This is a genomic window from Pantoea sp. ARC270 (assembly GCF_003236725.1).
Lineage (GTDB): Bacteria > Pseudomonadota > Gammaproteobacteria > Enterobacterales > Enterobacteriaceae > Pantoea > Pantoea anthophila.
The window spans coordinates 14,773-37,231 of record NZ_PUGA01000048.1; the positions used below are offsets into that span (position 1 = coordinate 14,773).

Genomic DNA, 22,459 nt, shown 5'->3' on the forward strand with positions numbered 1-22,459 from the left:
ATGGAGATGGGGCCGCTGAACCCGATTATGCTGGCGCTGTTTCTCGGCGCGCTGGCGCTGCTGCCGATGATGCTCATCATCTGTACCAGCTTTTTAAAAATTACCATGGTGCTGCAATTAACGCGCAACGCCATGGGCGTGCAGCAGGTGCCGCCGACGATGGCCCTGAACGGCATCGCGCTGGCCGCCACGCTGTTCATTATGGCCCCGGTGTTGAGTGAGATGACCGACCGGCTGAAAGCGATGCCCGTCGATTTCAGCAGTATGGACCGGCTCGACGATACCGCCGCTAACGGTATCGAACCGCTCAAAACCTTTATGCGCAAAAACAGCGACCCGGACATCGTTATCCATCTGCAGGAAAATGCCCAGCGTATGTGGCCCGAGAAGATGGCGAAAACGGTTACTCCGGACAATATGCTGCTGATAATCCCGGCCTTTGTGCTGTCGGAGCTGCAGAACGGTTTCAAAATCGGCTTTCTGATCTTTATTCCTTTTATTGTCGTGGATCTGATTGTCTCCAATATCCTGCTGGCGCTCGGGATGCAGATGGTGTCGCCGATGACCGTCTCGCTGCCCCTGAAAATCCTGCTTTTTGTGCTGATCAGCGGCTGGACACGGCTGCTCGACGGGCTGTTCTACAGCTATTTATGAGGTTTTTATGGATATTCTGACGCTGTTTCGCCAGGGATTACTGCTGGTGGTGATCCTCTCCGCGCCGCCGCTGCTGGTCGCGGTCATCGCCGGGGTGATTATTTCACTGGTGCAGGCCGCGATGCAGTTGCAGGATCAGACCCTGCCGTTCTGCATCAAGCTGGTCGCCGTCGGCCTGACGCTGGCGCTCACCGGTCGCTGGGTCGGTGTTGAGCTGATGGAGCTGGCGCAGGCTGCGTTTGCGATGATGTCAACGGTCAGTGCCTGATGCTGACAGGTTACCCCCTCACTGATACCTTTCACGCGATCCTCGCGCTGGGACTCGGCATGGCGCGCATTTTCCCCTGCCTCCTGCTGACGCCGATATTCTCCTTCAGCGTGATTAAAGGGGGACTCCGCACCGCCATTGCCGTGGCACTGGCGCTGTTTATTGCGCCGGGCATCAAAGAACAGATTGATGCGCTTGAGCCGTCGATGCTGCTGCTGGCCGGCCTGGTTCTCAAAGAGTTACTGATAGGCATCCTGCTCGGCTTGTTGCTGGCGTTGCCTTTCTGGCTCTATGAGTCTGTCGGGGCGTTGTTCGATAACCAGCGTGGCGCGTTAATGGGGGGGCAAATCAACCCGCAGCTGGGGCCGGATGTGACGCCGCTGGGGAAACTGATGCAGCAGCTGCTGATACTGCTGCTGGTCACCGGACTCGGATTATCGACCATCACGCAGGTGATCTGGGACAGCTATCATCTCTGGTCCGCCACACAGTGGATCCCTTTTCCTGGCGAGGCGGGGTTTCACATCTGGCTTACGCGGGTGGGAAAACTCTTCAGCGATATGGTGCTCTATGCCGGACCGCCGGTGGCGCTGATGCTGCTGCTCGATTTTGCCATCGGTGTGATGAGCCTCTATAGCCCGCAGCTTCAGGCGACGGCCCTGACCATTCCGCTGAAATGCCTGCTCGGCATGCTGTTTTTTATCCTCTATCTGCCGCTGCTGGACCATCTGGGTCATGCGCGACTGTATGAACTGCGCGATCTCATCCCTCTCCTGTCACGGATCGTTGCCCCTGCAGCCGGAGGGACGCCATGAGCGAAAAAACCGAAGACGCTACTCCCCAGAAACTCCGGGAGTCGCGTAAAAAAGGCCAGGTCAGCCAGAGCCAGGATATCCCTAAGCTGCTGATCTCAATTGGCATCCTTGAAACCCTGTTTGCTATGGTGGAGAGCGGGATGCAGCGGATGCAGGCGATGCTGCTGCTGCCGCTCTCCCGCCTGCGCGATCCGTTCGATCATGCGATGGAGGAGGTGATCGGGGAAAGTGTCACCGTTCTGCTGGTGCTGGTGGGGATCGCGTGCGCCATCGCCATCCTGCTGCGGGTCGTGGGTGGCTGGCTGCAGTTCGGCCCACTCTTTTCCACCGACGCGCTGACGCCGAAGCTGGATGCACTGAATCCGGTTAATCATCTGAAGACGCTCTTTTCCGCCCGTCAGTTTACCCAGCTTTTAACCAGCATCGTGAAAGCCGTCGTGATAGGCCTGGTAGTCTGGCAGGCGATCATGCCTGACCTCGGCAGCCTGGCTCAGCTGGCCCTTGGCGACCTCAACGGCTTCTGGCAGGGGGTGATGGCGCTGTTTATGAAAGTGTCGCGTCGGGTACTGATGGTCATGCTGATTATCAGCCTGTTCGATTTTGGTATTCAGCGCTATTTCTTTCTGAAGCAGCAGCGCATGAGCCATGAAGATATCAAAAACGAGTTTAAGCAGAGCGAAGGCGATCCGCATATGAAAGGCCACCGTCGCCAGGTGGCGCAGGCGATCCTGAATGAAGAGCCGGTGCCTGCCCGCGAGGTGAATGTGGAAGAGGCGGACGTGTTACTGGTTAACCCGACCCATTTTGCCGTCGGCCTCTATTACCGGCCGGATGAGACGCCGCTGCCCCGTCTGCTGTTCAAAGCGTGTGATGAAGAGGCGCGCGCATTAATTGAAGAGGCGCAGCGCAAAAAGAGACCGGTGATCCGCTTTATCTGGCTGACACGTACCCTGTGGCGCACCACCCGCGAAGGCGCCTATGTTCCCCGCGAAACGTTAAATGCCGTCGCCCACGTCTACCGTCTGCTGCGGGAGCTGGAAGATCACTACCTGGATGAGGTGATTGAGATTCGGGAAGAGTGATGCGGAGGGCCACTCCGCATCAGTGCATCAGGCAGCCAGCATCTCCGGCAGCAACGTCCGGACTTCCTGAGCCTGGTGAATAAAGGCGAGCATCAGGGCGTTAAACGCAGCCGGCGTTAAACCGGCCAGCGGCTGCTGATAACAGAGCCGCATCTGCTCCTCTTCATCCAGCGCCAGCCAGCATCCACGCATTGCATACATGTCAAAGTTGAGTTTCATTAACCGCTGCCAGGTCACGAGCTGCGCGGCAAGCCGCGCTGAGGCGAAGAGCTGACAATGCAGCAGTAACGTATCACTTCCCGGCGGAAGCTCCAGCACTACCGCCTCCCGGCCCTGCTCATCCTGCAACGCGCAGACGCCGTTGTCGAGCGTCAGAGCAATGCCCTGGCGGCGACCAAAATCGTCGAGCAGCCGCTGTACCTCTTGTTGCTGTATCATCTTCAGCTCCTGTCAGTGTAAGGGGTGATCCGGGCTTAGCGTCGCCCGCGCTTGTCCTGCTGTCCGGCATTCGTTAACGCATCCACCAGCGTCTGGCTGGCATGGGTTATATCGCCCTCCAGTGTGAAGGCGACAGGTGATCGCTGATTAACACCATAGTTAAAGGTAATTTTCCCCAGGTTACGGCTGATACTGACGCTGGCGGCACTGCTGCCCCCGGCGACAAACAGCGGCACAGAGATCCCCTCCTGTTTGGTATTGGTTTCACTAAAACCAATCGATTTAACCCGCAGGTATGTCCGGTCGCGCAGCAGCGCGGCGACCGTCTCCGGCTGGGTTTCCTGACGCAGCCACGCCTGCTGAAGGGCATAGCGCTGTTCATCATGCAGCTCAAGGGTGACCACCGCCTGGGTGTTACGGTTTTTTTGCAACTCGCGGATGATTGCTTTAAGCATGGGCTTCTCCTCCATAAAGCGGCTGATTGCCTCTGCGGCACTCTCTGGCAGTTCGCTGGCGAAGAGGCTATGCACGACATGCATCAGATTATTGCGGTCTACTTTGCGCAGATTACTGTATGTGCTCTGATACTCGGCACTGTTGAGCTGATGGCAGTGCAGCGCATGTGCACGGCGCTGCAAATCCAGTGCCCGGGCACTGTTAATGACGCCATACTGGCCATTTCCGGCTGGCGTCAGCGCCAGCAGATGGGTCAGCAGTTTGTCGAGCCTGTTCGCTGTGGCCTGCGACTCATCCTGAAGAAAGGTACTGAACCTGTCACGGCGTGCCTGTGCTGAGGCCGTTGTCGTGCCGTCCGCCTTATTCAGCGCCTCAAGCCTCTTTTTTTCGCCTTCAGACAGCGGACGCAGGGTGCCAGGATGCGCCTGGCGTTCGCTCAGGCTCTTTTTCAGCAGCACGTTCAGACCTGCAGAGCTCTCACTTTTCACTTTCTCTGGCGCGTTGTCCGCGTCTCTGAGCGCCTGCAGCAGCGCATTGGTCTGCGGATCGTCAAAGTGCGTCTCTGCCTGCTCGATCAGCTTCTCCAGCTGGCGACGGTGAACAGGCTCTGCCCGGGCGATATCTATACTCATGCTGTGTCGGGTGCGGTTATCCATACTGGCCTGAATCGTGGTGCTGTTGACGCCAAACAGGGGGATACGCAGCCCGGATGAAGGACTCGCGGTAATGCCCACCCCGCCATTCAGACCAATGCTGGCGCTGAGGGTGTTGAACATCCGCAGACGGTTATCACTGCGGCCCAGTGTACTGCCCGCCTCGCTCCGGGTGGTGGCACGCTCACGCTGCGCATTCAGGATATTCGTTCCCATCTGCGCCATGCCACCCGCGCGGATCATCACACGATTTTTCCTGCCTTCTCCGCCACTGATGGGATAGCGCAGGCCGCCACTGGCCAGCGCCATCGCAGTGGCATCCACGTTAAAGGTGAGTGTCGTGCCCTGCTTCACTTTATGACTGACACCTTTTTCCAGCAGTTCACCGGGATGAAGTTCACCCTGAGTCAGCTGCGTGATAAAAGGCTGAAGTTCCGCCTCGCTCAGGGTAAAGCTGACGCTGTTCTGTAACTGGCGCTGCAGGGCGATGGCCACCATGCCACCCAGCCGCAGCGAGGGAACGATGCTGCGGTTGCCGCCAGACGCCGGGAGAGCCGCGGCGTCCGGCTGGCTCAGCGGGTTCCAGCCTGCGGCGCCAAACACCGTGCCGGTGCCGCCCCCGTTCCGGCTGAAGGTGACGTTGATACCACTTTCGCCGCGAGCGAAACTGGCGCTGTAGGCGCGATCAAGATTGCCCCGCACGCCTGGAATACCGATCACTTCCCCGCCGGGGATGACCGAGAGGGTCACCATGCCGCCGTAGTTGCGCCCAAAGCCGACGTTTTCCCCCGGCTCCAGCGCGTTGAGCGTCGTGAGAAGTTGCGCGGCCATCTGCTGCTGATCGGAGGCTTTCAGAACCGTGCGGGTCGTCATATTCAGGCCGTGGTGCGGCTTACTCAGCGCATTAATAAAAGATTTCATCGCGTCATAGCAGGCCTCCAGCTGGCGGTTATTCACAAAACCCTGAGCGGTGGCTTTCTGCACCAGATTTTCGCCATACTCCTCATCACGTAACAGACGCAATCGCGCTTTGATGGCTGCAATCTGTGTCGGGCTGGCCTGGCCGTGATCAACAGAGGCAGCCATCTGATCCACCACATCGTGCAGGGCGGCCATCATCAATCCGTCGAGGATCAGACGGGATTTCACCAGCCCCATCTCATCATGAGGATCGCGCATTCGCCCCAGTGGCGGCCGCGCCTTCTGGTGCCGGGCCACGACGCCGTTCGCGTATAGCTGGCCAATCGCTGCCGGGCGCCCCTCACGGAGTGGATAGCGTCGGCAGACCTCATCCAGCCGGGCCAGCAGATTCTCATCATCACTGTACGGGTTGATCGCCTGGGTGGCCGCCCTGAGCCGTGAGGGATGAAACGCCTCTTTTTCACTTCCGTCACCGTGCAGCGCCCCGCTATGCTGACCGAGCAGGCTGCTGTGGTGCTGTACGCTGTCGGCAACCGTGTCGATAAAGGCGTGCAGATGGTCGATAAACGTCCGGTCGAAGGCGCGCGTATCGAGTGCGGCGAGGCGCGCCTGCAGCGTGCCGTACGCCGCCGCGTCAGGCGTGGCCAGCAACGTTTTAAGCCGCTCATAAAGATCCGCCTGTTGCGCATAGAGCGGACGCAGCCCTTCACGCCCCTGCCAGTGATGGCGCGTGGCGTACCAGGCGGTTTTCAGGGGTCTTGGCGTCGTCATCCGGGTATTGAGTAAATGCGCGCCAAGCCGATCGCGCAGGCGGCTGTTGACATGATTACCATCACGTCCGCTCATCCCGGCAATAGTGGTTTCTGCCTTCAGCGTCATGCCACGCACGTTGACACTTTTTGAGGCTTCATCAAGCCGCGCTATCGCTTTCAGCGGCGTCTGTCGCGAGACACCTGGGGGCGGCGCTGTCAGCTCAGACGCCGACATGACCCGCCAGCGGTTCTCATCCGTGAGGGGGGGCAGCGGGCCTGCACCGTCCGGCTGAACCTCTGCCCTTTCCGGCGACGTTGCGGCCAGCTGCCATATCGCACTGCGCCCCTCTTTGTCGACCACCACCAGCGCTCCGCTGGCACTGTTATGCAGTCGCGCTAAGGGGCCCAGTTGCGGAGGCAGCGTGACTGGCTGCCAGCGTGCATCCGGGCGGCTGCCAGGCGAGGCGCGCCAGTCCGCTTCCGGCATCGTCCAGAGCCTGCCCTGTAAGTCGAGGAGATAGAGACTGCGATTCTGATCGGTCGTGATATCGGTCAGCGTATTGCCTTCGCCGTTCGCGGGCAGCGTCGCGCGGGTGTGCGGCTGCGCGTTCGCAATGCCCGCCTTAGTCAGCGTTTGCATCATCCTGTACGCCTGACGACGCCCGGCCTGGGTGCGGTGATATTGCAGGGTGTTGCTTTCACTGATTGCCGCACAGTTTTCGCCATCCAGTGGTGCAATGGCGCGTGCTTTATTGTTTTCGTCAAACCCCGGCAGAGGCAGCTCTACGCTCAGGCTGACGTTTAACTGCCGCAGGGCAAAACGGTGATGCGCGCCGTCAATCCTGTCACTCTTCTGGCTGATTTTTACCCGTGAAGGCAACCCGTCGCGGATCACCCAGCCATTTCCGTCCTGCGCCCGCTTCAGCGTGTCCGCCTTCTCCTGGCTCGCCTCCCAGCGCCCGGCATTTTTATCCCAGGCATACAGTTTGCCTTCATGAACCGTTAACTGTCCGGTGCGGCCCGTATCGACTCTCTCATGCGCCAGGGGATGCGGCTGCAATAATCCGTTGTGATGATCCAGCACCAGACTCTCGCTGAGATTCCAGCGCGCCTCAAACCGCCCCTGCGCATTCAGCACACAGAGATGTTTCTGGTCTGCCTCGCTTTTCACCACGGCCATCAGTTCGCCATCCCGGTGGGAAACCAGGCTGCTTATCATGACCCCAGCCCCCAGCTGCTCTGAGAGGACTGTCTGATTCAGATCAGGCTGTAACACGATCTCGCTGCCCGGCTGCGCTGGCGGGAATGCTGCGCTCCAGAGCGTCCCCTCGCTGTTCAGCGCATAGAGACGTCTGTGATGCAGCGCCATACCGGTGGCGTGAAACGCCTGCCTGTCACCCGCCTGATTCCGGGCGCTGAGGGTTATTTTCTGCTGTTCCTCTTTTTTCGCGCTGAGGCGACTGAGCCACATAACCGACTGTCCGGCAGTTTTCTCATCACTGAGAAGCAGGAGTGCGGCACCGTGCGAGCCGACGCAGTAGGCGGTAATCTTATCGGTTTTTGCCGACTTTTCGCCGCTGGAGAGATTGTGCAGGCTCTTCTTATCGTAAATGGCATACAGCATCCCATCAGGCTGCCTGCTTAACCGGCTGAAACTTTTTTCTTCCTCTTTATCGACCTGTTCCCAGCACATAGCGGCGTCGTTAAGCCGATAGAGCCGCCCGCCATGCTCCCGCCATGGCTCCGACACCGGCGCGCCTGACGGGGTCATCCCGGTTTCCTCGTCATCTGAGGGTTGAGGGATGTGATGAAAGATGCCGGTCATCAGCGCAGAGACTGCCGCATCCGGTAGCGCCGCAAGCCGCTGCGGCGCGGTCAGCTGTGGCCAGGCAGGCATTGGACGGCTGCTGGTCAGACCGATAAACATCGTGGGCGACCCCTGCAGCGAAAAGAGCCTGCCGTCAGGGGCGATCAGGCCGTGCTGGCAATCGTCGTCGCTGGCCTGATGCGCCAGCCAGCGAAACTGCGGACTGGCCAGCGTTTCGCTGAGGAGAGCGGTAAGCGATTCCGACGCGCTCCGGATGACGTTTAACGTGCCATCCTCTGCCAGCGCCAGTCGGGCAGACTGCGGCTGCAGACCGCCCTGCCCGGTGGTCGCCTCCTCTTCGGCCGCACGGAACGCCTGCTGCTGCAGTGAATTGCGCTGGCTCTCCTGCAGCGCGCTGTAGCGTTCTTCTGCAATGGGCGAAAGCAGATGGCGGCGGCGTGACGGCCAGGGTTCCGGCTCAGTCATCGGACGTAAGGGGGGGACCTCGGGCGCGGCGTCACTGTGACGCCTCTCCACCGCCAGGTCGCGGCGGTTCAGCTCCGGCGGGCGGGTGCTCTCTGGCACATCGGGCGGGGGCTGGCGGCGGCACTTATCCCGCAGGCGGCTGAGGCTCTGGCGCAGGCTGCCTGTGCGCTGGCGGGCATCCGCTGCCCGCTGGCGCAGGGCTGGCGCGGGCTGACGGCTTACCTCCTGGTGCAGGGCGCCACCTGCGGTCTGCTGCGGGCGGCGGGAAAACTGACGTAGTGGAATAGCGTTATCGCTGCGGGCAGGCGACACAGATTGCGTCGCACGCAGGCTTCCCGAAAACGGGAGGTGAATCGCCATGGTTGATCCTCGCTCAAATACGGCCCCGGCGATCAACCGGGGTCTGAGACTACCGAATGCGGTCAGTTATCTACGGCTATCCGCGTAAAGTCATCCGGACCATTACGCAGTTGGGGTTGCCACCAGATGGTGAGGGTGTGCAGGTCGGATGAGGGGCGGCAGCTCACCTCGTTGCACCCGGCCTGTGGCCGTGCGCAGGCACTCAGCATCAGTGCGGCGGCGGCCAGCCCGATTGTTCTCAGTAACATGCTTTTTCCTTATCAGCTCAGAAGACGTTTTTGGCGGGTGCGCCGCCTGATGCAGAGAGCAGCGAAGCGCGCGACGGGCGGGCCGGCGCATGGCTGTCAAACGCCACAAACACCTCTGCCGATTCACCCGGCCGCAATTCCCCGCGTGGCCAGACCCCTACCGCCAGCGTGCGGTCACTGCGGCACACACTCTCATCAAACCGCTGCGTCTGACGCGTGTTATTGGTGATCACCCCGACGGTTATCTGTACGCTGCTGTTGCCATACCACTGATGGCGGCGGAAATCGCTGCCGAACGCCCCCGGAATACGACAGAGTGAGGAGAGCGTCTGGCCTGTGCCGCCGCTGGTCATCCCCGTCGGCACACGGTTCAGTGCCAGGTCGCGCATCGCCCCTTCGACCATCCCTTTGATGTCGGTATATTTATGACGGTTGCTCACCTCATCCATCGCATTATTCAGCTGTTCGCGCGACTCGGCGGCGATATAGCGGGAGGGGTCGACCTGATCGCCAATCAGATGCGGCGTGATGATAAACAGCCGCTCACGCTGAGAGGTTTCATAGCGTGTTGAGGTAAAGAGTTTGCCGATCAGCGGAATACTGCCGAGGATCGGGATACGTCGCTCGCGATCGCCGGTTTCTTTAGAATGGAATCCCCCCAGCACCAGCGAACGACGCGCCTCCACCAGCGCCTGGGTACTGACCGCGGCATTGTGGGTTCCCTGGGCATCGCCCTCGTCATCTTTATCGAGCTTGCCATCTTCCACATCCACAATGAGCTGGATGGCCGATTTCTGTGAGGTGCTGATCGCGCGTGGCGTGACCCGCAGGCTGGTTCCGGCGGTGACAGACTGAATATCAGCCACCCGCTCGCCAATGGCGCGAATAAAGGCGGTGTCGCTGAAATCAATCACGGCTGGCTGATTCTCCAGCGTGAGGATGGTGGGATTAGCGATGATTGATGCCGTCCCTTCCCCCTCCATCGCTTCGATGCTGGCAAAAAAGCGCTGGAAATCGGTAACGAACAGGGTGCTGGCACCGGAGAGCATATTGGCACCGCTGACGACGCTGCCAAACTGACCGGCCAGGTTGCTGGAGAAGCGCTTCAGCGCGCTGCGATCAATATCGACGATCACCGCATCAATTTCGATCAGCTTCTGCGGCACATCGATGGCGCTGATTAATGACTGATAGGCTCCCCGGGTTTTCGGATCGTCACGGACCAGCAGCAGGTTGTTACGGACATCCGCCGAGACTTTCCCCGCCAGCCTGCTGGCTGACGCTTTCTTACGTCCGGAGACCGGGATATTGCGATTAATCAGCTCATTGAGCACGCTTTGCGACTGTTCACGCGAAACCTGTTCATCCTCTCCCTGCCCCGATGCCTGGCTGCCGGAAGAGGCATTGCCGGCGTGCCCCAGCAGCTCATTCAGGATAGTTGCCACCCCCGGCACCCGCAGTTCCTGATCGCGATAGCGGATGGTGCGATCCGCCACGGCGGCGTACCGTAGCGGAAATGCCATCATATCTTTGTTACCCTCGGCTTCAGGTTTACTCTCCGATTTACGGGCAAATTCCGTTATCTGACGCACATACTCCGGCGGCCCGGTGACCAGAACCACGCCCTCATCGGGCAGCTCACCCCAGCCGAAGCGGGGCTCCAGCAGGCCGACCCCGCGCAGCGCCTCTTTCAGATCGGGTGCCGCTTCCGGCGAAATCTCAATACGCTGGGAGGTCTGGGCAGCCTGTGGGCTGACGTAGAGCGTGCTGTTGTAAACAAACCACTGAAAGCGATACTCAAGCGCCAGGCGATTGAGGAACGCCTCCGGGCTTTCTGCGCGCAGTTTACCCGTGACATTGCTGTCGGGCAGCGTGCCCAGATTGACCTCGACACCAAAGCTGCTGGCAAAGTCATCAAGAATAATGTTAAGCGGGGTGTTGTCTGCCGAGTAGGCATAGGCACCGCTCTTCCATTCATCCGGCACCCGGGCGCAGGCGTGGCCCACACTCAGTACCAGCAGGGTAATGACCGCCAGCAGGCGGCCCGGAAAAGAAAAGGTAAACACGCCTGACTCCTTGCTGACAGGGGCTCAGTTAACAGCGTCGATAATCGCTTTACGGATGCCAAACTTGAACTGGGTATATTGCGAACTCGCCCAGCTGGCGTTGGACATATCCTGCAGGCAATTCTGAAAAGCATACATATCCGCAATGCTGAACGATTCGCCTGAGATATCGCGGGCAAACTGATAGGCTTCATGATGTTTGCGGTGGGAGTTGGAAGAAAGCTGACGCTGGAACAGATCGTTTGAACTCATGATGGTGACTCCTCTTGTTAGGCACCCCTGTTAAGTGGCGCAGCACGCAAAGCAGTTCCACAGATTTTTCGTTTTTTATGTGCTCTCCTCTGCCAGCGCGGGTGCGAGCTGCTGATGCAGCGTCCGCCAGTCCACGACCAGCTCACCGGTGTCGGTTATCAGCCGCAAACGATCGGGCTCAAGCGCCGGGTCGGCGTACAGCGTCCAGCGCAGCGACGGCTGCGTGGTCAGCCAGTCGGCAATCTGCTGCACCTGCCCGCTGGCGCAATAGAGCGTAGCCTGCTGCTGACGCGGAGAGTGACGCAACAGCTGTCTGATCAACACCTGAAACCGGCGCTCATCGTCCACCTCATCAAGCAGTTGCTGCAGCGCCTCGTTAACGACCTTGCCGGCCAGTACCACCAGCTGTGCCTCTTCGGCGGTGCGCTGATGCTGCCAGTCAGTGAGGAGCGTCTGCGCCTGCTGCCAGAACAGGGCTTCCCATTCGCGCAGGCTGGCCGCTTTTTCAGCCTGCGCTTCGGCACGGGCCTGTTCACGGATCGCCTGCGCCTGCTGGTGCGCCTGGCGGATAATGGCAGCCGCTTCCAGCCCAAGCGCAAGCGCCTCGCGGCGCAGCAGCGTACCCGATGGCGGGCTGCCCTCCGGCAGGGAAAGGCTTTTAAGTTTCCACATTGCGCATCGCTCCCGAAGGATGTTGCACCTGCCAGAGCGCCACTTCCCATAAGGGGCGCAGGCGGTGATCGGGCAGTGAAAGTGCCGGGCTTACCGGCGCTTCCTCTGCCGGAAAAAGCAGCCGCAGACGCGGCCAGATTGTCGGGAATAACGCCTGCAGCAGGCAGAGGCTGTCGGCACTGCCGCCGGTGGTGAAAAGCCCGGCAGGCAGCCAGCATGCAACGCGCGTCCCCTTCGCCAGACGCCGCAGCCAGATCTTCAGCTCAGCGGAGAGTGGCATGGCCCCGCCGCAAATTTCAGCGACCAGAATGAGGAGTTGCGCGCGCTGCTCAGGGGGCAAATCGCTGATAGCCAGCACCATCGGCTCGGGTGCGGCCAGCTCCCCTGAGATACCCAGCGTATGTTGCCAGCACGAGGCGTGCTGACGCAGATACTGCCTCTGCACAGGGACAGATAAACGGGCCAGCGGTGGCAGACACCAGCTTTCATCCGCCTGCAGCCAGCACTCCGTGTGCCACCAGCGCAGCCAGCGCAGAGCCAGTTCTTCATCGGGTGCAGCGTTATGCATCATGCCTCACTTCGCCTGAGCAGCCAGGCGCTTACGGCTCAGAGCCTGACGAATGAAGGCATTGGCCACCAGTAACAGCAGCAGCACCCCAAAGCATGTTGTAACTACCTTCACCATCCCGTATCGTTCCGGGGTAAGCTGAAACGGCCCCAGCTGCACTATTTCAGGCTTATCCTGCCAGGCTTTCGCTGGCACAAAAACGATCGCCAGGTCGCGATCGTCGCGGCCGACCAGCCCCGGAATACTGGTCGCCACCAGCCGCCGAATACGCGGTTCGATACTGTCCGGATCGAGATTTTCATGATATTTGATAAATACCGACGCGGACGCGGGCTGAACCGGCTCGCCAGGGGCGATACGCTCCGGCAGGACAACGTGCACGCGCGCCACCACGACGCCATCGATCTGTGACAGGGTTGCTTCGACCTCCTGCGACAGCGCATAGATATAGCGGGCGCGCTCCTCCAGCGGGCTGGAGATGACCCCACTTTTCTGAAACACCGCGCCGAGATTGGTTCGCGCCTGATGCGGCAGTCCGGCGGCATTCAGAATATTGACCGCCCGCTCGATATCGCCGCGCGCGACGCTCACGCTTACCCCCTCTTTAGAAACCTGCTTTTCCGCCTCTATCTTAAAGCGGCTCAGTTCTGCCACGACATCATTGGCATCGTTTTCCGAGAGTCCACTGTGCAGCTGCGTCTGGTCGCCACAGCCGGTCAGCAGCAGCGCCAGACACAGGGCGCAGAGGCATTTCATTACAGAGCCATTCATAGGATTCACTGCAGATTGCTGATTTTGTCGACTGACTGAACGGTTTTGGCGATCACTTTGGCGTTCATCAGGCTCTCGATGTAGTAATCAGAGAGTTGCGCATTGGCGCGGGAAAAATCTTCCGCACTGGAGGATCGCGACGCGACTCTGAGATCGTGAAAGGCCTCTTTTTGCGCACGCTGGTTGCCGCTCAGCGATTGCAGGATATTGCCCACCACGCCGGGTTCCGGAGCGGTCCCACTGTGACCGTCAGGTGCCGGGCCATTAAGCTGTGCGTTAAACCATTGAATATCCCCCTCCGACGGCGGATCGCTGTACATCTCAACTGAGGGAACCGGTTCGGAGGTGAGTGAAGAAGATTGAGAGACTTTCATCCGTAGCACTCCTGTGGCATGAAAGAGCAGGGAGACAGGAACTGGCCCCCTGCCGGAGCGGATTAGTACTGAATTTTGACCTGGGCAGCCGCAGAGGCAGCCTGCGCATTACTTTCGGCGATGCCGTTAATGCGCTGGAACTCTACATCACGATCCATTTTATCGGCCTGATTTTCCTGCATTTTGTCCATCGCCTGCTGTGACCGGACCATATATTTCGCACCGCTGTAGGCTCCGGCAACCTGCGTGTAAGCAGACGCTGCGTTGGTGATGCCGTTTGAAAGTAAGCTCGCACCTGACATAATAATTCCTCGCGTTGATGATTTGTCGTTGGGTGTTGCCTTCATTAAGTAAAAAAGGAGGCGATCCGGTTCCATCGCAAAGTAAATATTTCTGCCGGTAAGGCGTCTGGCCCACCCCGGGTGAGGCGGGCGACTGGTCAGGCGATAAGTTTTAACAGCTTCAGGCGGTGATAGAGGGTACGTCTGGGGATACCTAATTCAAGAATGACATCGTCGATACGATGATCGTGGCGGTTCAGGCAGTCGTGGATCAGGCTGCGCTCAATGCGCCGCATTCTCTCCTTGAGTAATCCACCCCCTTCCTGCCTGATCTCACTGCACAGCGGCGGCAGGCCCAGCACAAAGCGTTCAGCCGCCGCTTTCAGCTCGCGGATATTTCCCGGCCAGCTATGCAGCAGCAGGGTTTCATCAAGCGCGGGCGACGCTGGCGGCAGTGGCTGATTGAGGCGCAGCGCCGCCTCCTGGGTAAACTGGCGAAACATCGGCAGAATCAGCTCCGGTCGTGATCGAACGGTTGGCGTGGCAATTTTAATCGTGTCGAGGCGAAAGAAGAGATCCCGGCGAAAACGCCCCTGCGCTACCAGCTGCGCCAGCGGAATCTGCGAGGCGACAACGATGCGCAGATCCAGTCCGATACTTTTAGTGCTGCCCAGGCGCTCCACCGCGCGGTTCTCCAGGACGCGCAGCAGCTTGGCCTGCATCGTCAGCGGCATACTGTCAATTTCATCCAGAAACAGCACGCCGTGATTGGCACTCTCTATATATCCCGCCCGGGAACTGCTCGCGCCGGTATACGCCCCGGCCATGACGCCAAACAGCTCGCTTTCGGCCAGCGTTTCCGGAATGGCTGCACAGTTGACCGGCACCATCGGGCCGCGACAGCCGGACAGCTGATAGAGCCGCTGGGCCAGCGCATCTTTCCCGGTGCCCGTTTCTCCCTCAATTAAGACATCGATGTTCAATGGCGCAATCGTATTCAGAATCTTATACAGATGGGTATGGATATCGGTTACGGGTTCGGCATCTCCCGTCACTACAGAGGGACGGGAATCAACCTGACGTAAAACGCTATCCGCCCTCTCCTCATCAACAGTCGCCTGGCCTGACTGTGTCCTGTAAAGACGAACCATACATTCTCCGTTAGCTTCACTTAAGCGCGTCTTACAGAAGACACGCGGATAATTCAGCACGTTTGGAAATTCCGGAAGCAGAGCCTGATGTAAAGAATTACAAATTTACCGCGGCTTCACTCTCACTCAATCTGTCCAGGCCCGCTATCAGTCCAGGATTATTGTTTTGTAGGGATTGACGTGCAGCCGGTAAGGATTACCTTACAGGATTTAATAAAAAACCCTATTAAACATTAAGATATGATTTTCCTGAAGGCGCCTCTGCGTGGTGAGAATCTGAACCCGTATCACAAAGAGAATATTCAGCCTGGAACCAGCCCGGAACAATCGCCACTCACAGTGCGAGGTAGCATCAGCCTGAAAAGTAAAATTGTGCAATCGGCAGAAAATAGGATTGCAAAATATTACGGCTTCAGCAGCTGCCCATTTCATCACTGACTGATTAATACTGAGGAGTAACATCATGAAAATTCCAGGATTGGGTGGGGGTGCGGCAAATGCGAACAGAGTCGATCTGCCGTCGGCCACAATGCCCGGCAAAGCGGGAGGCAGTCCGGCAGGTAAAGCTGATTTACCCGATCAGCCGGGTAAATCATCGTTATCTTTTCTTGATAATGCGAAAACCAACCCCCTCTCGTTTGCCAGTAACGCCTTTGGCGGCCTGAGCACGCTGGCTTCGCTGACCGGTTCAGGCGGCAGCCAGAACAATAGCCCGTCAAAAGGAGCCAGCTCGCCTGACGCTCTGGGCGGCGGTGGCTTACTGCAGCAGATTATGATGCTGACCGGCCTGCAACAGCTGCTGGGCGGGGGAAACAAAGCGCAGCAGCCGGCGGAAGCGACGACCCCGGCGCCGTCACAGGGCGCGAGCAGCAGCGGCAATCCGCTTGAGCAGCTGATGCAGATGCTTCAGCAGCTGCTCCAGCAGATGATGGGGGCTGATAAAGGTAAAGGCGCAGAGAGCGGAGAATCCGGCGGTAATGCCCCACAGGCACCGGGTCAGGGCGCAACGGATAATGGAGGCCAGGGTGGCATGATGCAGAACCTGCTGTCGCTGTTGGGGCTCTCTTCATTGTTGCAGGGGCTGCTGGGCGGTGGCGAGGGGCAATCTTCCGGGAAAAATACGCAAAGCTGATGCAGGGGAAACTCTATGGTGATGAATATACCTGGCGCAGGCGGCATCACGCCTGCGTTTTCACCCGGCAGGCAACTGCCGGGTAATCTGCCCTTGCCCGCTTTCCAGTCCGGCGCTTCGCTGGCGGGTGCGGGACGTGATCTTCCCGTCTCCTGGGCCAGTGCAGGCGGAACCCCGCTCGCGGGGCTGACCGATCCGACGTGCCAGCTGGATCAGCTGTTATCCCAGCTGGGTTCAGGGGCGCTGGTCGATCCGGCCGCCGCTGATGAAGGCGCGCTACCCACGGCGTTATTTGTCAGCGAAACAGCCGGTGAAGACGTTCCGCAGGCAGCGGGCGATGGCGTGCGGAGCAGTGAGAAGGACACCCGCGTCAGGCCGACAGAGGAGAACCTGACGGGCCGCCCGCCGGGGGATAACCGCAGCGCCGAACAGATCATTGATGAGAATCCAGTGCTGAAAAACCTCGGCAATCAGAAAGATATCAAGCGCGAGCAGCTTAAGGAGCGCTTCGGCGACTGGACGGATGCCAATAAGGATCCGAAGAGTCGTGCTGATGCAGCCTATAACATGGCCTGCGTGCTGAACAGCATCAAAGGTCTTAACGCCCGCGACGGCAGCGAGCGAAAAGAGATCTCAGCGAACGACAAGATTGAGGGCATCACCAGAGATGGCGACGCCCGCCACGGTACCGAGGCGGGTGTACTGAAGGATATCGCCGAGCAGGGGCTGAAGATGCTGCCGGAGAATAAACAGCTGCCACAGACGAACGATACACATGTGCGTCCGGATGGAACCAATAAAGATAACTTCCAGTGGGGGATGGGTGAGTTTGGCAAGATATTGTCGAACATCCCCATCCTGAAATCTGTTGCTGCGCCTTTCTTTAACAATATTGGTGAGGCGCGTAACGTGGGTGAAGTCTTTACCGGCGGCCTGAAAGGACTCGCCGAAGGCGGACTGAGTGCAGCACGAGGGCCGGTTGGCTGGGGCATTACGGCAGCCACCGATACCGTGCAGATTGCGATGGAGAATGCCGGCGGAAAAGGAAAGAACGATCCGCCACCGTTTGCCTGATCTCTGGCAGCTGACGTTTGTCCCTGTAGCTGATACAGGGACTTTTTTTTGCTCAGGCCGGTAGCGTGCCCGCCATAACGCGCGCTTCCGGGGGTGGACAGCGCAGATGCGGGTTACGGCGGACATGTGAGGCCACACAATTCAGGCATAAAAAAAGCCGCATCGCTGCGGCTTTCAGACGGGAGGTATCAGGAAGGTTTTTTCGGTTCGGCGGCTTCTGCCGGAGCGGCTGCTGCCGGGGCTGCCGGTTCTGGCGATCCTGCGGCTGGCCCGGCGGCGTCTGATGAGGCAGACAACGAGGTTAAGGCGTCTGACAGCGGGATCATCTCTTCGATACGCTCCTCCATGCTGGCTGTTTCTACGTTCAGCAACGCATCAAGGGCTGCCTTATCAGCCTCGGTATGCTCTTTCGGATCTGACTTTATCGCTTCCGTCGAGGGGAACTCTTTCCACCAGGCATGGGTATCGCCCGTCTCGTGCATCTGTTGTGAGCGTGCTGGCGGGCTGTTTCTCAGCTCGCCGGAATAGCCCGACTGCACACTGCCGCTGTCCGACACGTCTGCTTCTGACGGCGTTGCGGTTCCGGTTCTTTCACCTGGCGCTGGCGTTCCGGCCGGGGATGCCGCCCTGGCATCCGCGTCTGAGGCTGGCATTGATTCATGCAGGCTCGCTCCGGCGCTGCCATCTGGCGCAGGCGAACCTTCAGGTGTTCCTGCGCCCGAAGCGGTATGGGCGTCACCGTCCGTGGTGTCAGTGACGGCAGATGATGAAGAGCCTGTATTGCCTTCGTCATTCAGACCCAGTTTGTTTTTCACCGCTTTTTTCAGCTCATCATAGGCAATGGCGGCCGCCCCCTGTGAAAAATAGGCCGCCGCCGCCACCGGGATATAGGCCCCCTGACCTGCAAGTTCACGCACGGCGCGGTTAGCCGGATTTTTCATGACCTCCTCGATACTGCCCAGCCCTTTGGCCATAGACGATGCCATAGCCTCACTCGCGCCTCTTTTCGACATATTTGCCAGTCCCAGCCCGCCGCCCAACGCGAAGCCTTCAACCAGCTGAGAGAGCGCGACAAGATTTCGCACGGCACTGCACCAGGTTTTTGGCGTCTTCGCATTGTTCATCAGAGCATCAAAACGGCCACCTTGCGCGCTATGCCCCTGCCCGCTGGCTAAGGCGTTATAACGTTCCTGCCAGTCAGTGCGGCCAAATAAGTACTCCGCGTTATTCAGGCGGTCGAAACGGTTCTGCGCAACCCCACTTGCCGCCCCGGCACCGTAGGTTAAGGCCATACTGGCCATCTGACTGCCAAGATAAGCCGCTTTACCTGCACTCTTCAGGATACTCATGGGTTGCGCACCCGGCGCGTTTTCTGCGAGTGTCTGTGTACCCGCGGAGATCGCTGCGTTAATCGGGTTGCGCAGGTTATACCCTGTCCCTCCCAGCGCCGCCTGCTGTGTCTTATGCCCCAGCGTGTCGTGCCTTTTCATTACCTCCTGCATAAAGGGTTCGAGGTAATTTTCGTCAGCCTGCATCCACTTACCCTCTTTAAGGCTGTTATCGACAAGTTTAGAGACAACCGCCTTGAAGGCGACCGCCGTCAGTCCAGCGGTGAGACCTGTCACAAAATCGTGTGCTTTGGTGCCCGGCTCCAGATTGAGCTGATGTGCCAGCAACTTACCCGCCAGGTCACCGGGCACGCCGGAAAGTCCGTAAGCCAGCCCTATCGCAGACTCGGCGAGTGCCGATGTTCGTCTGTCACTGTCGCGGGCGTGTTTAAGCACATCGCTGACATTATCTGCAGTCTGCCCCATTTCATCATGTAGCGTGACAGCGACCCGCTGCATGTGTTCGTGCACGCCGTCGGCACTACTGGATTCATTTTTCAGGACCTGCTCAATACGCGCAATCTCCTGTAGCCGGTTTGCCGCGGCGGCATCAACGCCCGCCGCTGCGCCGGTCGACGCCGTCGTACGTGACCGCAGGGCGATCTCCTCATGTCCGGATGCAGGTGTGCGCCCGTGACTTCTGATTCCATCCATCATTCTCACTCCGCCAGGTTGTGCCGGTTACCAGCAACCGGTCAGTTGATGACTTGCGAAGTGAGTGACTCACCCCGCAACGTGAGAGTTGAGTGCGGCAGGCGCGAGTCCGGTTTCATACCTGAGCGACATTCTTAAGGTTTTGTGATGCACATCATAAAACGCCCTGTCGGGACGCGGGAATGCGCGACGTCTCAGCCAGCAATAAACTGCGTTTCACACTGCCGGGCAATCTCCCACAGTCGGTTGCGGATCACCTGCTTAAGCTGCAGCGTGGACTGCGACTGAGGCAGGTCGCGCCGGCTGATCAGCATCACTTCAAACGGCAGGGGCTGGGCCACGGGCAGCAATTTCAGCTGGTCGGCATAGCGGCAGGCGGTGAAGAGATCCACGACGCCCACGCCGCCGCCCGCCAGCACCATATCCGCGATGACCGAGTAGGTTTTGATCGATAACGACACGGCGGGATTCAGTTTTTTATCGCGCAGCGCACGATGGAGCACGCGCCCTAAAGGGTCCTGGGCCTGCATCATCAGCAGATTGTTGTCGCATAACCACGCCAGCGTAACGGGGTCAGCCTGGGGATGATGACGTGGCAGCAGCGCCACCATGGAGGAGTGAAACAGGGGTTCAGCCAGCAGAGCCGCGTCGACCTGCTGACCGAAAACCAGGGCAAAATCGAGCTGATTCTCCAGGATCATCTGGCATAAGGTACTGAAGTGCTCGGTGACCAGTTCAACGCTGACAGAGGCCATCTGCTGCCGCCAGGTCACCAGGGCGGGAGCCATCACCATCTGACCAAATGCGTGAGCCGCCCCGACGCGCACTAACTGCCCTTCGCCGCGCCGCAGCTGTTCGGCGAGCTGAGTAATGGATTGCAGGCGCTGACAGAGTTCGTCGATTTCCGGCAGCAGGCGCCGCCCCTCTGCTGTCACGCTCATCCCCTGAATACGGCGTTCAAACAGCGCAAACCCCAGCTGCTGCTCAGCGTGATTCAGCACCCGGCTGATGTTCGGCTGCGACACATTCAGCAGGCGCGCCGCTGCGCTGATGCTGCCGGTCTGAACGATGGCCTGAAAGACCTCTATATGGCGGAGCCGCATAATTTTTACCCTGGATGGAATAGCGAATAAAGGCGCCTCCGCCAGGTGGCCTGATCAGGTCCGGGCGGAGGAGAGGCGAATCGTCTCCTCATGCAAAAACTGTACCGCAAAGCCAGAGAGGAGGCAGTTACCCGCCTCACAGACAGGGTTACATCTACGGGGTAATGTCGCTACGACTGGGTCGTCGCCAGATAAGAGAAGGCACTGAGCAGGCTGATTAACGTCGCCATTTTCTCCGCCCGATAGCCGACGGTGACACCATCAAGACGCGTGACGCCGGGGATCAGGCAGAACAGATCGGCCAGCACCGGCCTGCTGGCCTGCAGCCGCATCGCGTAGGGTGCCGTCAGGCGGGTCGTGCTCACCTGAGGCTGATGCTGCAATGCGGTGCGTGCCGCGGCAGCAATCGCACGCTGCGCGGCGTGAGGGCTGATCGATTCCGCGCAGGTGTGGGAAATGGCGCGTTTGACACAGACGTAATCGACCGTCGGGTAGTGTTCCGCTATCCAGCCCTGCAGTTGATCGTCGCCCGTCACCAGCAGCAGTGGCGTGCCCTGCTCAGCCGCGGCGGCGGCGTAAATATCGGTTTCGCCCATCACCAGACCATTGATATGGATACGCCAGAATGCCCGGCCGTTAATGGTATGCGCCAGCACGCCGGGTTCACCCGCGGCACTGTGATAGCCCACCAGAAATAAGCCGTCGAACTGCTGCTGTTCAATGCCTTCCACCATCGACAGCCCGCGAGGTTTGCCCTGCACCAGCCGGGCGCGGGAATCGATATTTTCCGCCCGCAGGTTGGTCATCCGGGCATGGCTGTCTGCAACCACCACGTCCGTGGCGCCGCCCGCGAAAGCGCCCTCAATCGCAGCATTGACTTCCTGCTCCATCAGCCCCCGGGCCAGCTGGTACTCCGGGTTGCCTGGGGTGCACTGCTCCGGGCACATGACGCCCGCAATGCCTTCGATATCGGCAGAGATAAAAATTTTCATGAGGTTAACCTGTCCAGTATCTGAGTCAGTGAGGGCCGATGATGACCCCGAAAGCCGGTCACGGCCTCCGCGCTCAACAGGGCGTCCAGTACAGCCTGTTCGGTGGCATCGGCCGCGGCGGCAAGCAGCGGCTCCAGCTGCTCCTCCTGTGGCGGTTGCGGCAGCGGTTGCGTTGAAAACGCCACCGCAATGTCGCCCGAGCCGTGGCCCCAGTGGCTGCCCAGCCGTCCCAGGCCGGCACCGGCGCGCTTCGCGAGGCGCTTTAACTGTCGCGCCTCCAGCGGCGCATCCGTTGCCATGATGATGATGACAGAACCGGCATCGCGCTGCGGCGTGTGGCCTGGCAGCAGCGGCGCAATCATCTCACCGGCCCGCACGCCATCGAGCGTCAGGGCCTCCAGGGCACCAAAATTGGCCAGCACCAGCACGCCAAGCGTGGCGCTGAGCGAGGGGATCAGCCGCGAAGCGGTGCCGATCCCCCCTTTCAGGCTGAAACAGCTCATGCCGCGTCCGGCCCCGACGCTGCCGCGCGCGAAGTCGGCTGAGGCGGTCTGCAGGGCCGTCTGCGCCATCGCCTCGCTGACAGCCAGTGCCTGAATATCGTTGAGCCAGCCATCGTTACACTCCAGCGCCAGGGGATTGACCGTTGGCAGCGTTCGCCCCAGCTCCGGGTTGCGACGGATGGCATCCCGTACCAGCGTGGTAAACAGCGTGCCGACCGCCAGCGTGTTGCTGAGCAGAATTGGCGTCTGCAGCACGCCAAGCTCCTCGATCTGAACCAGCCCGACCGGTTTGGCAAACCCGTTCAGGACCTCTGCCCCGCACGGCAGCGGCGTCAGAAACAGATTGTCGCCGGGCGGCACGATAGCGGTGACGCCTGTCTGAATCTCACCTGCATTCAGCGTAGAGTGGCCGACCCGCACGCCCGTCACATCGCTGATGCGATTAGTGGCTCCGCAGGCGCTGCGCGGCTGACCCAGCTGACGCGTCTCACGCCAGCGCTCCAGCAGCAGCGTGCGCTGCACATGTTGAAAATTCATC

General features: G+C 59.7%; 21 protein-coding genes. 6 read left to right on the forward strand and 15 right to left on the reverse strand.

The annotated features are described in order from the left end of the window. The 4 genes from sctR to sctU are packed head-to-tail and all read left to right on the forward strand — an operon-like array spanning position 1 to position 2,819. The gene (sctR, locus tag CKF42_RS18830; protein ID WP_111208925.1) at positions 1 to 654 is read left to right on the forward strand and encodes a type III secretion system export apparatus subunit SctR; all 654 of its coding nucleotides are present in this window, start codon (positions 1 to 3) and stop codon (positions 652 to 654) included. Between the two features lie 7 nt (positions 655 to 661). Continuing rightward, the gene (gene sctS / locus CKF42_RS18835; protein WP_111208903.1) at positions 662 to 922 is read left to right on the forward strand and encodes a type III secretion system export apparatus subunit SctS; all 261 of its coding nucleotides are present in this window, start codon (positions 662 to 664) and stop codon (positions 920 to 922) included. Next, positions 922 to 1,737: a type III secretion system export apparatus subunit SctT gene (gene sctT / locus CKF42_RS18840; RefSeq protein ID WP_111208904.1), complete on the forward strand. Its 816-nt coding sequence runs from the start codon at positions 922 to 924 to the stop codon at positions 1,735 to 1,737. Before sctS ends, sctT begins: the two co-directional genes overlap by 1 nt. After that, positions 1,734 to 2,819: a type III secretion system export apparatus subunit SctU gene (gene sctU / locus CKF42_RS18845; protein WP_111208905.1), complete on the forward strand. Its 1,086-nt coding sequence runs from the start codon at positions 1,734 to 1,736 to the stop codon at positions 2,817 to 2,819. Before sctT ends, sctU begins: the two co-directional genes overlap by 4 nt. 27 nt (positions 2,820 to 2,846) lie before the next feature. On the opposite strand, the gene CKF42_RS18850 is transcribed toward sctU, so the two are convergent. The 11 genes from CKF42_RS18850 to CKF42_RS18900 form a co-directional block, all read right to left on the reverse strand. Then, complete coding sequence (locus tag CKF42_RS18850) at positions 2,847 to 3,257, reverse strand: type III secretion system chaperone (protein WP_111208906.1); 411 nt, start codon at positions 3,255 to 3,257, stop codon at positions 2,847 to 2,849. Between the two features lie 35 nt (positions 3,258 to 3,292). After that, positions 3,293 to 8,692: an AvrE-family type 3 secretion system effector gene (locus CKF42_RS18855; protein ID WP_111208907.1), complete on the reverse strand. Its 5,400-nt coding sequence runs from the start codon at positions 8,690 to 8,692 to the stop codon at positions 3,293 to 3,295. A gap of 62 nt (positions 8,693 to 8,754) precedes the next feature. After that, positions 8,755 to 8,940 (reverse strand): HrpT family type III secretion system protein, encoded by a 186-nt coding sequence (gene hrpT / locus CKF42_RS18860; RefSeq protein ID WP_058956625.1) that lies wholly within the window; start codon positions 8,938 to 8,940, stop codon positions 8,755 to 8,757. Positions 8,941 to 8,957: 17 nt separating this feature from the next. Then, positions 8,958 to 11,006, reverse strand: a complete 2,049-nt coding sequence (gene sctC / locus CKF42_RS18865) for a type III secretion system outer membrane ring subunit SctC (RefSeq protein ID WP_111208908.1) — start codon at positions 11,004 to 11,006, stop codon at positions 8,958 to 8,960. A 24-nt stretch (positions 11,007 to 11,030) separates the two neighbouring features. After that, a complete protein-coding gene (locus tag CKF42_RS18870) occupies positions 11,031 to 11,258 on the reverse strand; it encodes an HrpF protein (protein WP_111208909.1) in 228 nt (75 codons plus the stop codon). A gap of 75 nt (positions 11,259 to 11,333) precedes the next feature. Further along, entirely contained in the window at positions 11,334 to 11,930 is a 597-nt protein-coding gene (gene sctL, locus CKF42_RS18875; RefSeq protein WP_111208910.1) for a type III secretion system stator protein SctL, read from the reverse strand. Continuing rightward, positions 11,917 to 12,501, reverse strand: a complete 585-nt coding sequence (locus tag CKF42_RS18880; protein ID WP_111208911.1) for a serine kinase — start codon at positions 12,499 to 12,501, stop codon at positions 11,917 to 11,919. The genes sctL and CKF42_RS18880 overlap by 14 nt, the downstream gene beginning before the upstream one ends. A 3-nt stretch (positions 12,502 to 12,504) precedes the next feature. Beyond that, a complete protein-coding gene (gene sctJ / locus CKF42_RS18885; RefSeq protein WP_111208926.1) occupies positions 12,505 to 13,269 on the reverse strand; it encodes a type III secretion system inner membrane ring lipoprotein SctJ in 765 nt (254 codons plus the stop codon). Between the two features lie 5 nt (positions 13,270 to 13,274). Further along, positions 13,275 to 13,643: an EscI/YscI/HrpB family type III secretion system inner rod protein gene (locus CKF42_RS18890; RefSeq protein ID WP_111208912.1), complete on the reverse strand. Its 369-nt coding sequence runs from the start codon at positions 13,641 to 13,643 to the stop codon at positions 13,275 to 13,277. Positions 13,644 to 13,705: 62 nt separating this feature from the next. Then, complete coding sequence (locus CKF42_RS18895) at positions 13,706 to 13,945, reverse strand: hypothetical protein (RefSeq protein ID WP_058956631.1); 240 nt, start codon at positions 13,943 to 13,945, stop codon at positions 13,706 to 13,708. Positions 13,946 to 14,082: 137 nt separating this feature from the next. Then, positions 14,083 to 15,075 (reverse strand): sigma 54-interacting transcriptional regulator, encoded by a 993-nt coding sequence (locus CKF42_RS18900; RefSeq protein ID WP_111208913.1) that lies wholly within the window; start codon positions 15,073 to 15,075, stop codon positions 14,083 to 14,085. Between the two features lie 463 nt (positions 15,076 to 15,538). Between CKF42_RS18900 and CKF42_RS18910 the strand changes: the two genes are divergently transcribed. Together CKF42_RS18910 and CKF42_RS18915 are read left to right on the forward strand one after the other, a co-directional pair. Next, positions 15,539 to 16,207, forward strand: coding sequence for a hypothetical protein (locus CKF42_RS18910; RefSeq protein ID WP_111208915.1), 669 nt, complete (start codon positions 15,539 to 15,541; stop codon positions 16,205 to 16,207). 15 nt (positions 16,208 to 16,222) lie between these two features. Next, the gene (locus tag CKF42_RS18915) at positions 16,223 to 17,281 is read left to right on the forward strand and encodes a hypothetical protein (RefSeq protein WP_111208916.1); all 1,059 of its coding nucleotides are present in this window, start codon (positions 16,223 to 16,225) and stop codon (positions 17,279 to 17,281) included. Positions 17,282 to 17,469: 188 nt separating this feature from the next. Here the strand turns inward: CKF42_RS18915 and CKF42_RS18920 are convergent, their stop codons facing one another. The 4 genes from CKF42_RS18920 to CKF42_RS18935 form a co-directional block, all read right to left on the reverse strand. Beyond that, a complete protein-coding gene (locus CKF42_RS18920; protein ID WP_111208917.1) occupies positions 17,470 to 19,326 on the reverse strand; it encodes a hypothetical protein in 1,857 nt (618 codons plus the stop codon). Positions 19,327 to 19,517: 191 nt separating this feature from the next. After that, a complete protein-coding gene (locus tag CKF42_RS18925) occupies positions 19,518 to 20,426 on the reverse strand; it encodes a LysR family transcriptional regulator (RefSeq protein WP_058956636.1) in 909 nt (302 codons plus the stop codon). Positions 20,427 to 20,596: 170 nt separating this feature from the next. Further along, the gene (locus CKF42_RS18930; RefSeq protein WP_046101681.1) at positions 20,597 to 21,418 is read right to left on the reverse strand and encodes a M55 family metallopeptidase; all 822 of its coding nucleotides are present in this window, start codon (positions 21,416 to 21,418) and stop codon (positions 20,597 to 20,599) included. Beyond that, positions 21,415 to 22,458, reverse strand: coding sequence for a P1 family peptidase (locus tag CKF42_RS18935; protein WP_111208918.1), 1,044 nt, complete (start codon positions 22,456 to 22,458; stop codon positions 21,415 to 21,417). The genes CKF42_RS18930 and CKF42_RS18935 overlap by 4 nt, the downstream gene beginning before the upstream one ends. Between the last annotated feature and the right edge of the window lies 1 nt (position 22,459).

Coding starts and splice junctions, on each gene's coding strand:
- sctR (WP_111208925.1), top strand. CDS start 1: ATGGAGATGGGGCCGCTGAACCCGATTATGCTGGCGCTGTTTCTCGGC.
- sctS (WP_111208903.1), top strand. CDS start 662: ATGGATATTCTGACGCTGTTTCGCCAGGGATTACTGCTGGTGGTGATC.
- sctT (WP_111208904.1), top strand. CDS start 922: ATGCTGACAGGTTACCCCCTCACTGATACCTTTCACGCGATCCTCGCG.
- sctU (WP_111208905.1), top strand. CDS start 1,734: ATGAGCGAAAAAACCGAAGACGCTACTCCCCAGAAACTCCGGGAGTCG.
- CKF42_RS18850 (WP_111208906.1), bottom strand. CDS start 3,257: ATGATACAGCAACAAGAGGTACAGCGGCTGCTCGACGATTTTGGTCGC.
- CKF42_RS18855 (WP_111208907.1), bottom strand. CDS start 8,692: ATGGCGATTCACCTCCCGTTTTCGGGAAGCCTGCGTGCGACGCAATCT.
- hrpT (WP_058956625.1), bottom strand. CDS start 8,940: ATGTTACTGAGAACAATCGGGCTGGCCGCCGCCGCACTGATGCTGAGT.
- CKF42_RS18870 (WP_111208909.1), bottom strand. CDS start 11,258: ATGAGTTCAAACGATCTGTTCCAGCGTCAGCTTTCTTCCAACTCCCAC.
- sctL (WP_111208910.1), bottom strand. CDS start 11,930: ATGTGGAAACTTAAAAGCCTTTCCCTGCCGGAGGGCAGCCCGCCATCG.
- CKF42_RS18880 (WP_111208911.1), bottom strand. CDS start 12,501: ATGATGCATAACGCTGCACCCGATGAAGAACTGGCTCTGCGCTGGCTG.
- sctJ (WP_111208926.1), bottom strand. CDS start 13,269: ATGAATGGCTCTGTAATGAAATGCCTCTGCGCCCTGTGTCTGGCGCTG.
- CKF42_RS18890 (WP_111208912.1), bottom strand. CDS start 13,643: ATGAAAGTCTCTCAATCTTCTTCACTCACCTCCGAACCGGTTCCCTCA.
- CKF42_RS18895 (WP_058956631.1), bottom strand. CDS start 13,945: ATGTCAGGTGCGAGCTTACTTTCAAACGGCATCACCAACGCAGCGTCT.
- CKF42_RS18900 (WP_111208913.1), bottom strand. CDS start 15,075: ATGGTTCGTCTTTACAGGACACAGTCAGGCCAGGCGACTGTTGATGAG.
- CKF42_RS18910 (WP_111208915.1), top strand. CDS start 15,539: ATGAAAATTCCAGGATTGGGTGGGGGTGCGGCAAATGCGAACAGAGTC.
- CKF42_RS18915 (WP_111208916.1), top strand. CDS start 16,223: ATGGTGATGAATATACCTGGCGCAGGCGGCATCACGCCTGCGTTTTCA.
- CKF42_RS18920 (WP_111208917.1), bottom strand. CDS start 19,326: ATGATGGATGGAATCAGAAGTCACGGGCGCACACCTGCATCCGGACAT.
- CKF42_RS18925 (WP_058956636.1), bottom strand. CDS start 20,426: ATGCGGCTCCGCCATATAGAGGTCTTTCAGGCCATCGTTCAGACCGGC.
- CKF42_RS18930 (WP_046101681.1), bottom strand. CDS start 21,418: ATGAAAATTTTTATCTCTGCCGATATCGAAGGCATTGCGGGCGTCATG.
- CKF42_RS18935 (WP_111208918.1), bottom strand. CDS start 22,458: ATGAATTTTCAACATGTGCAGCGCACGCTGCTGCTGGAGCGCTGGCGT.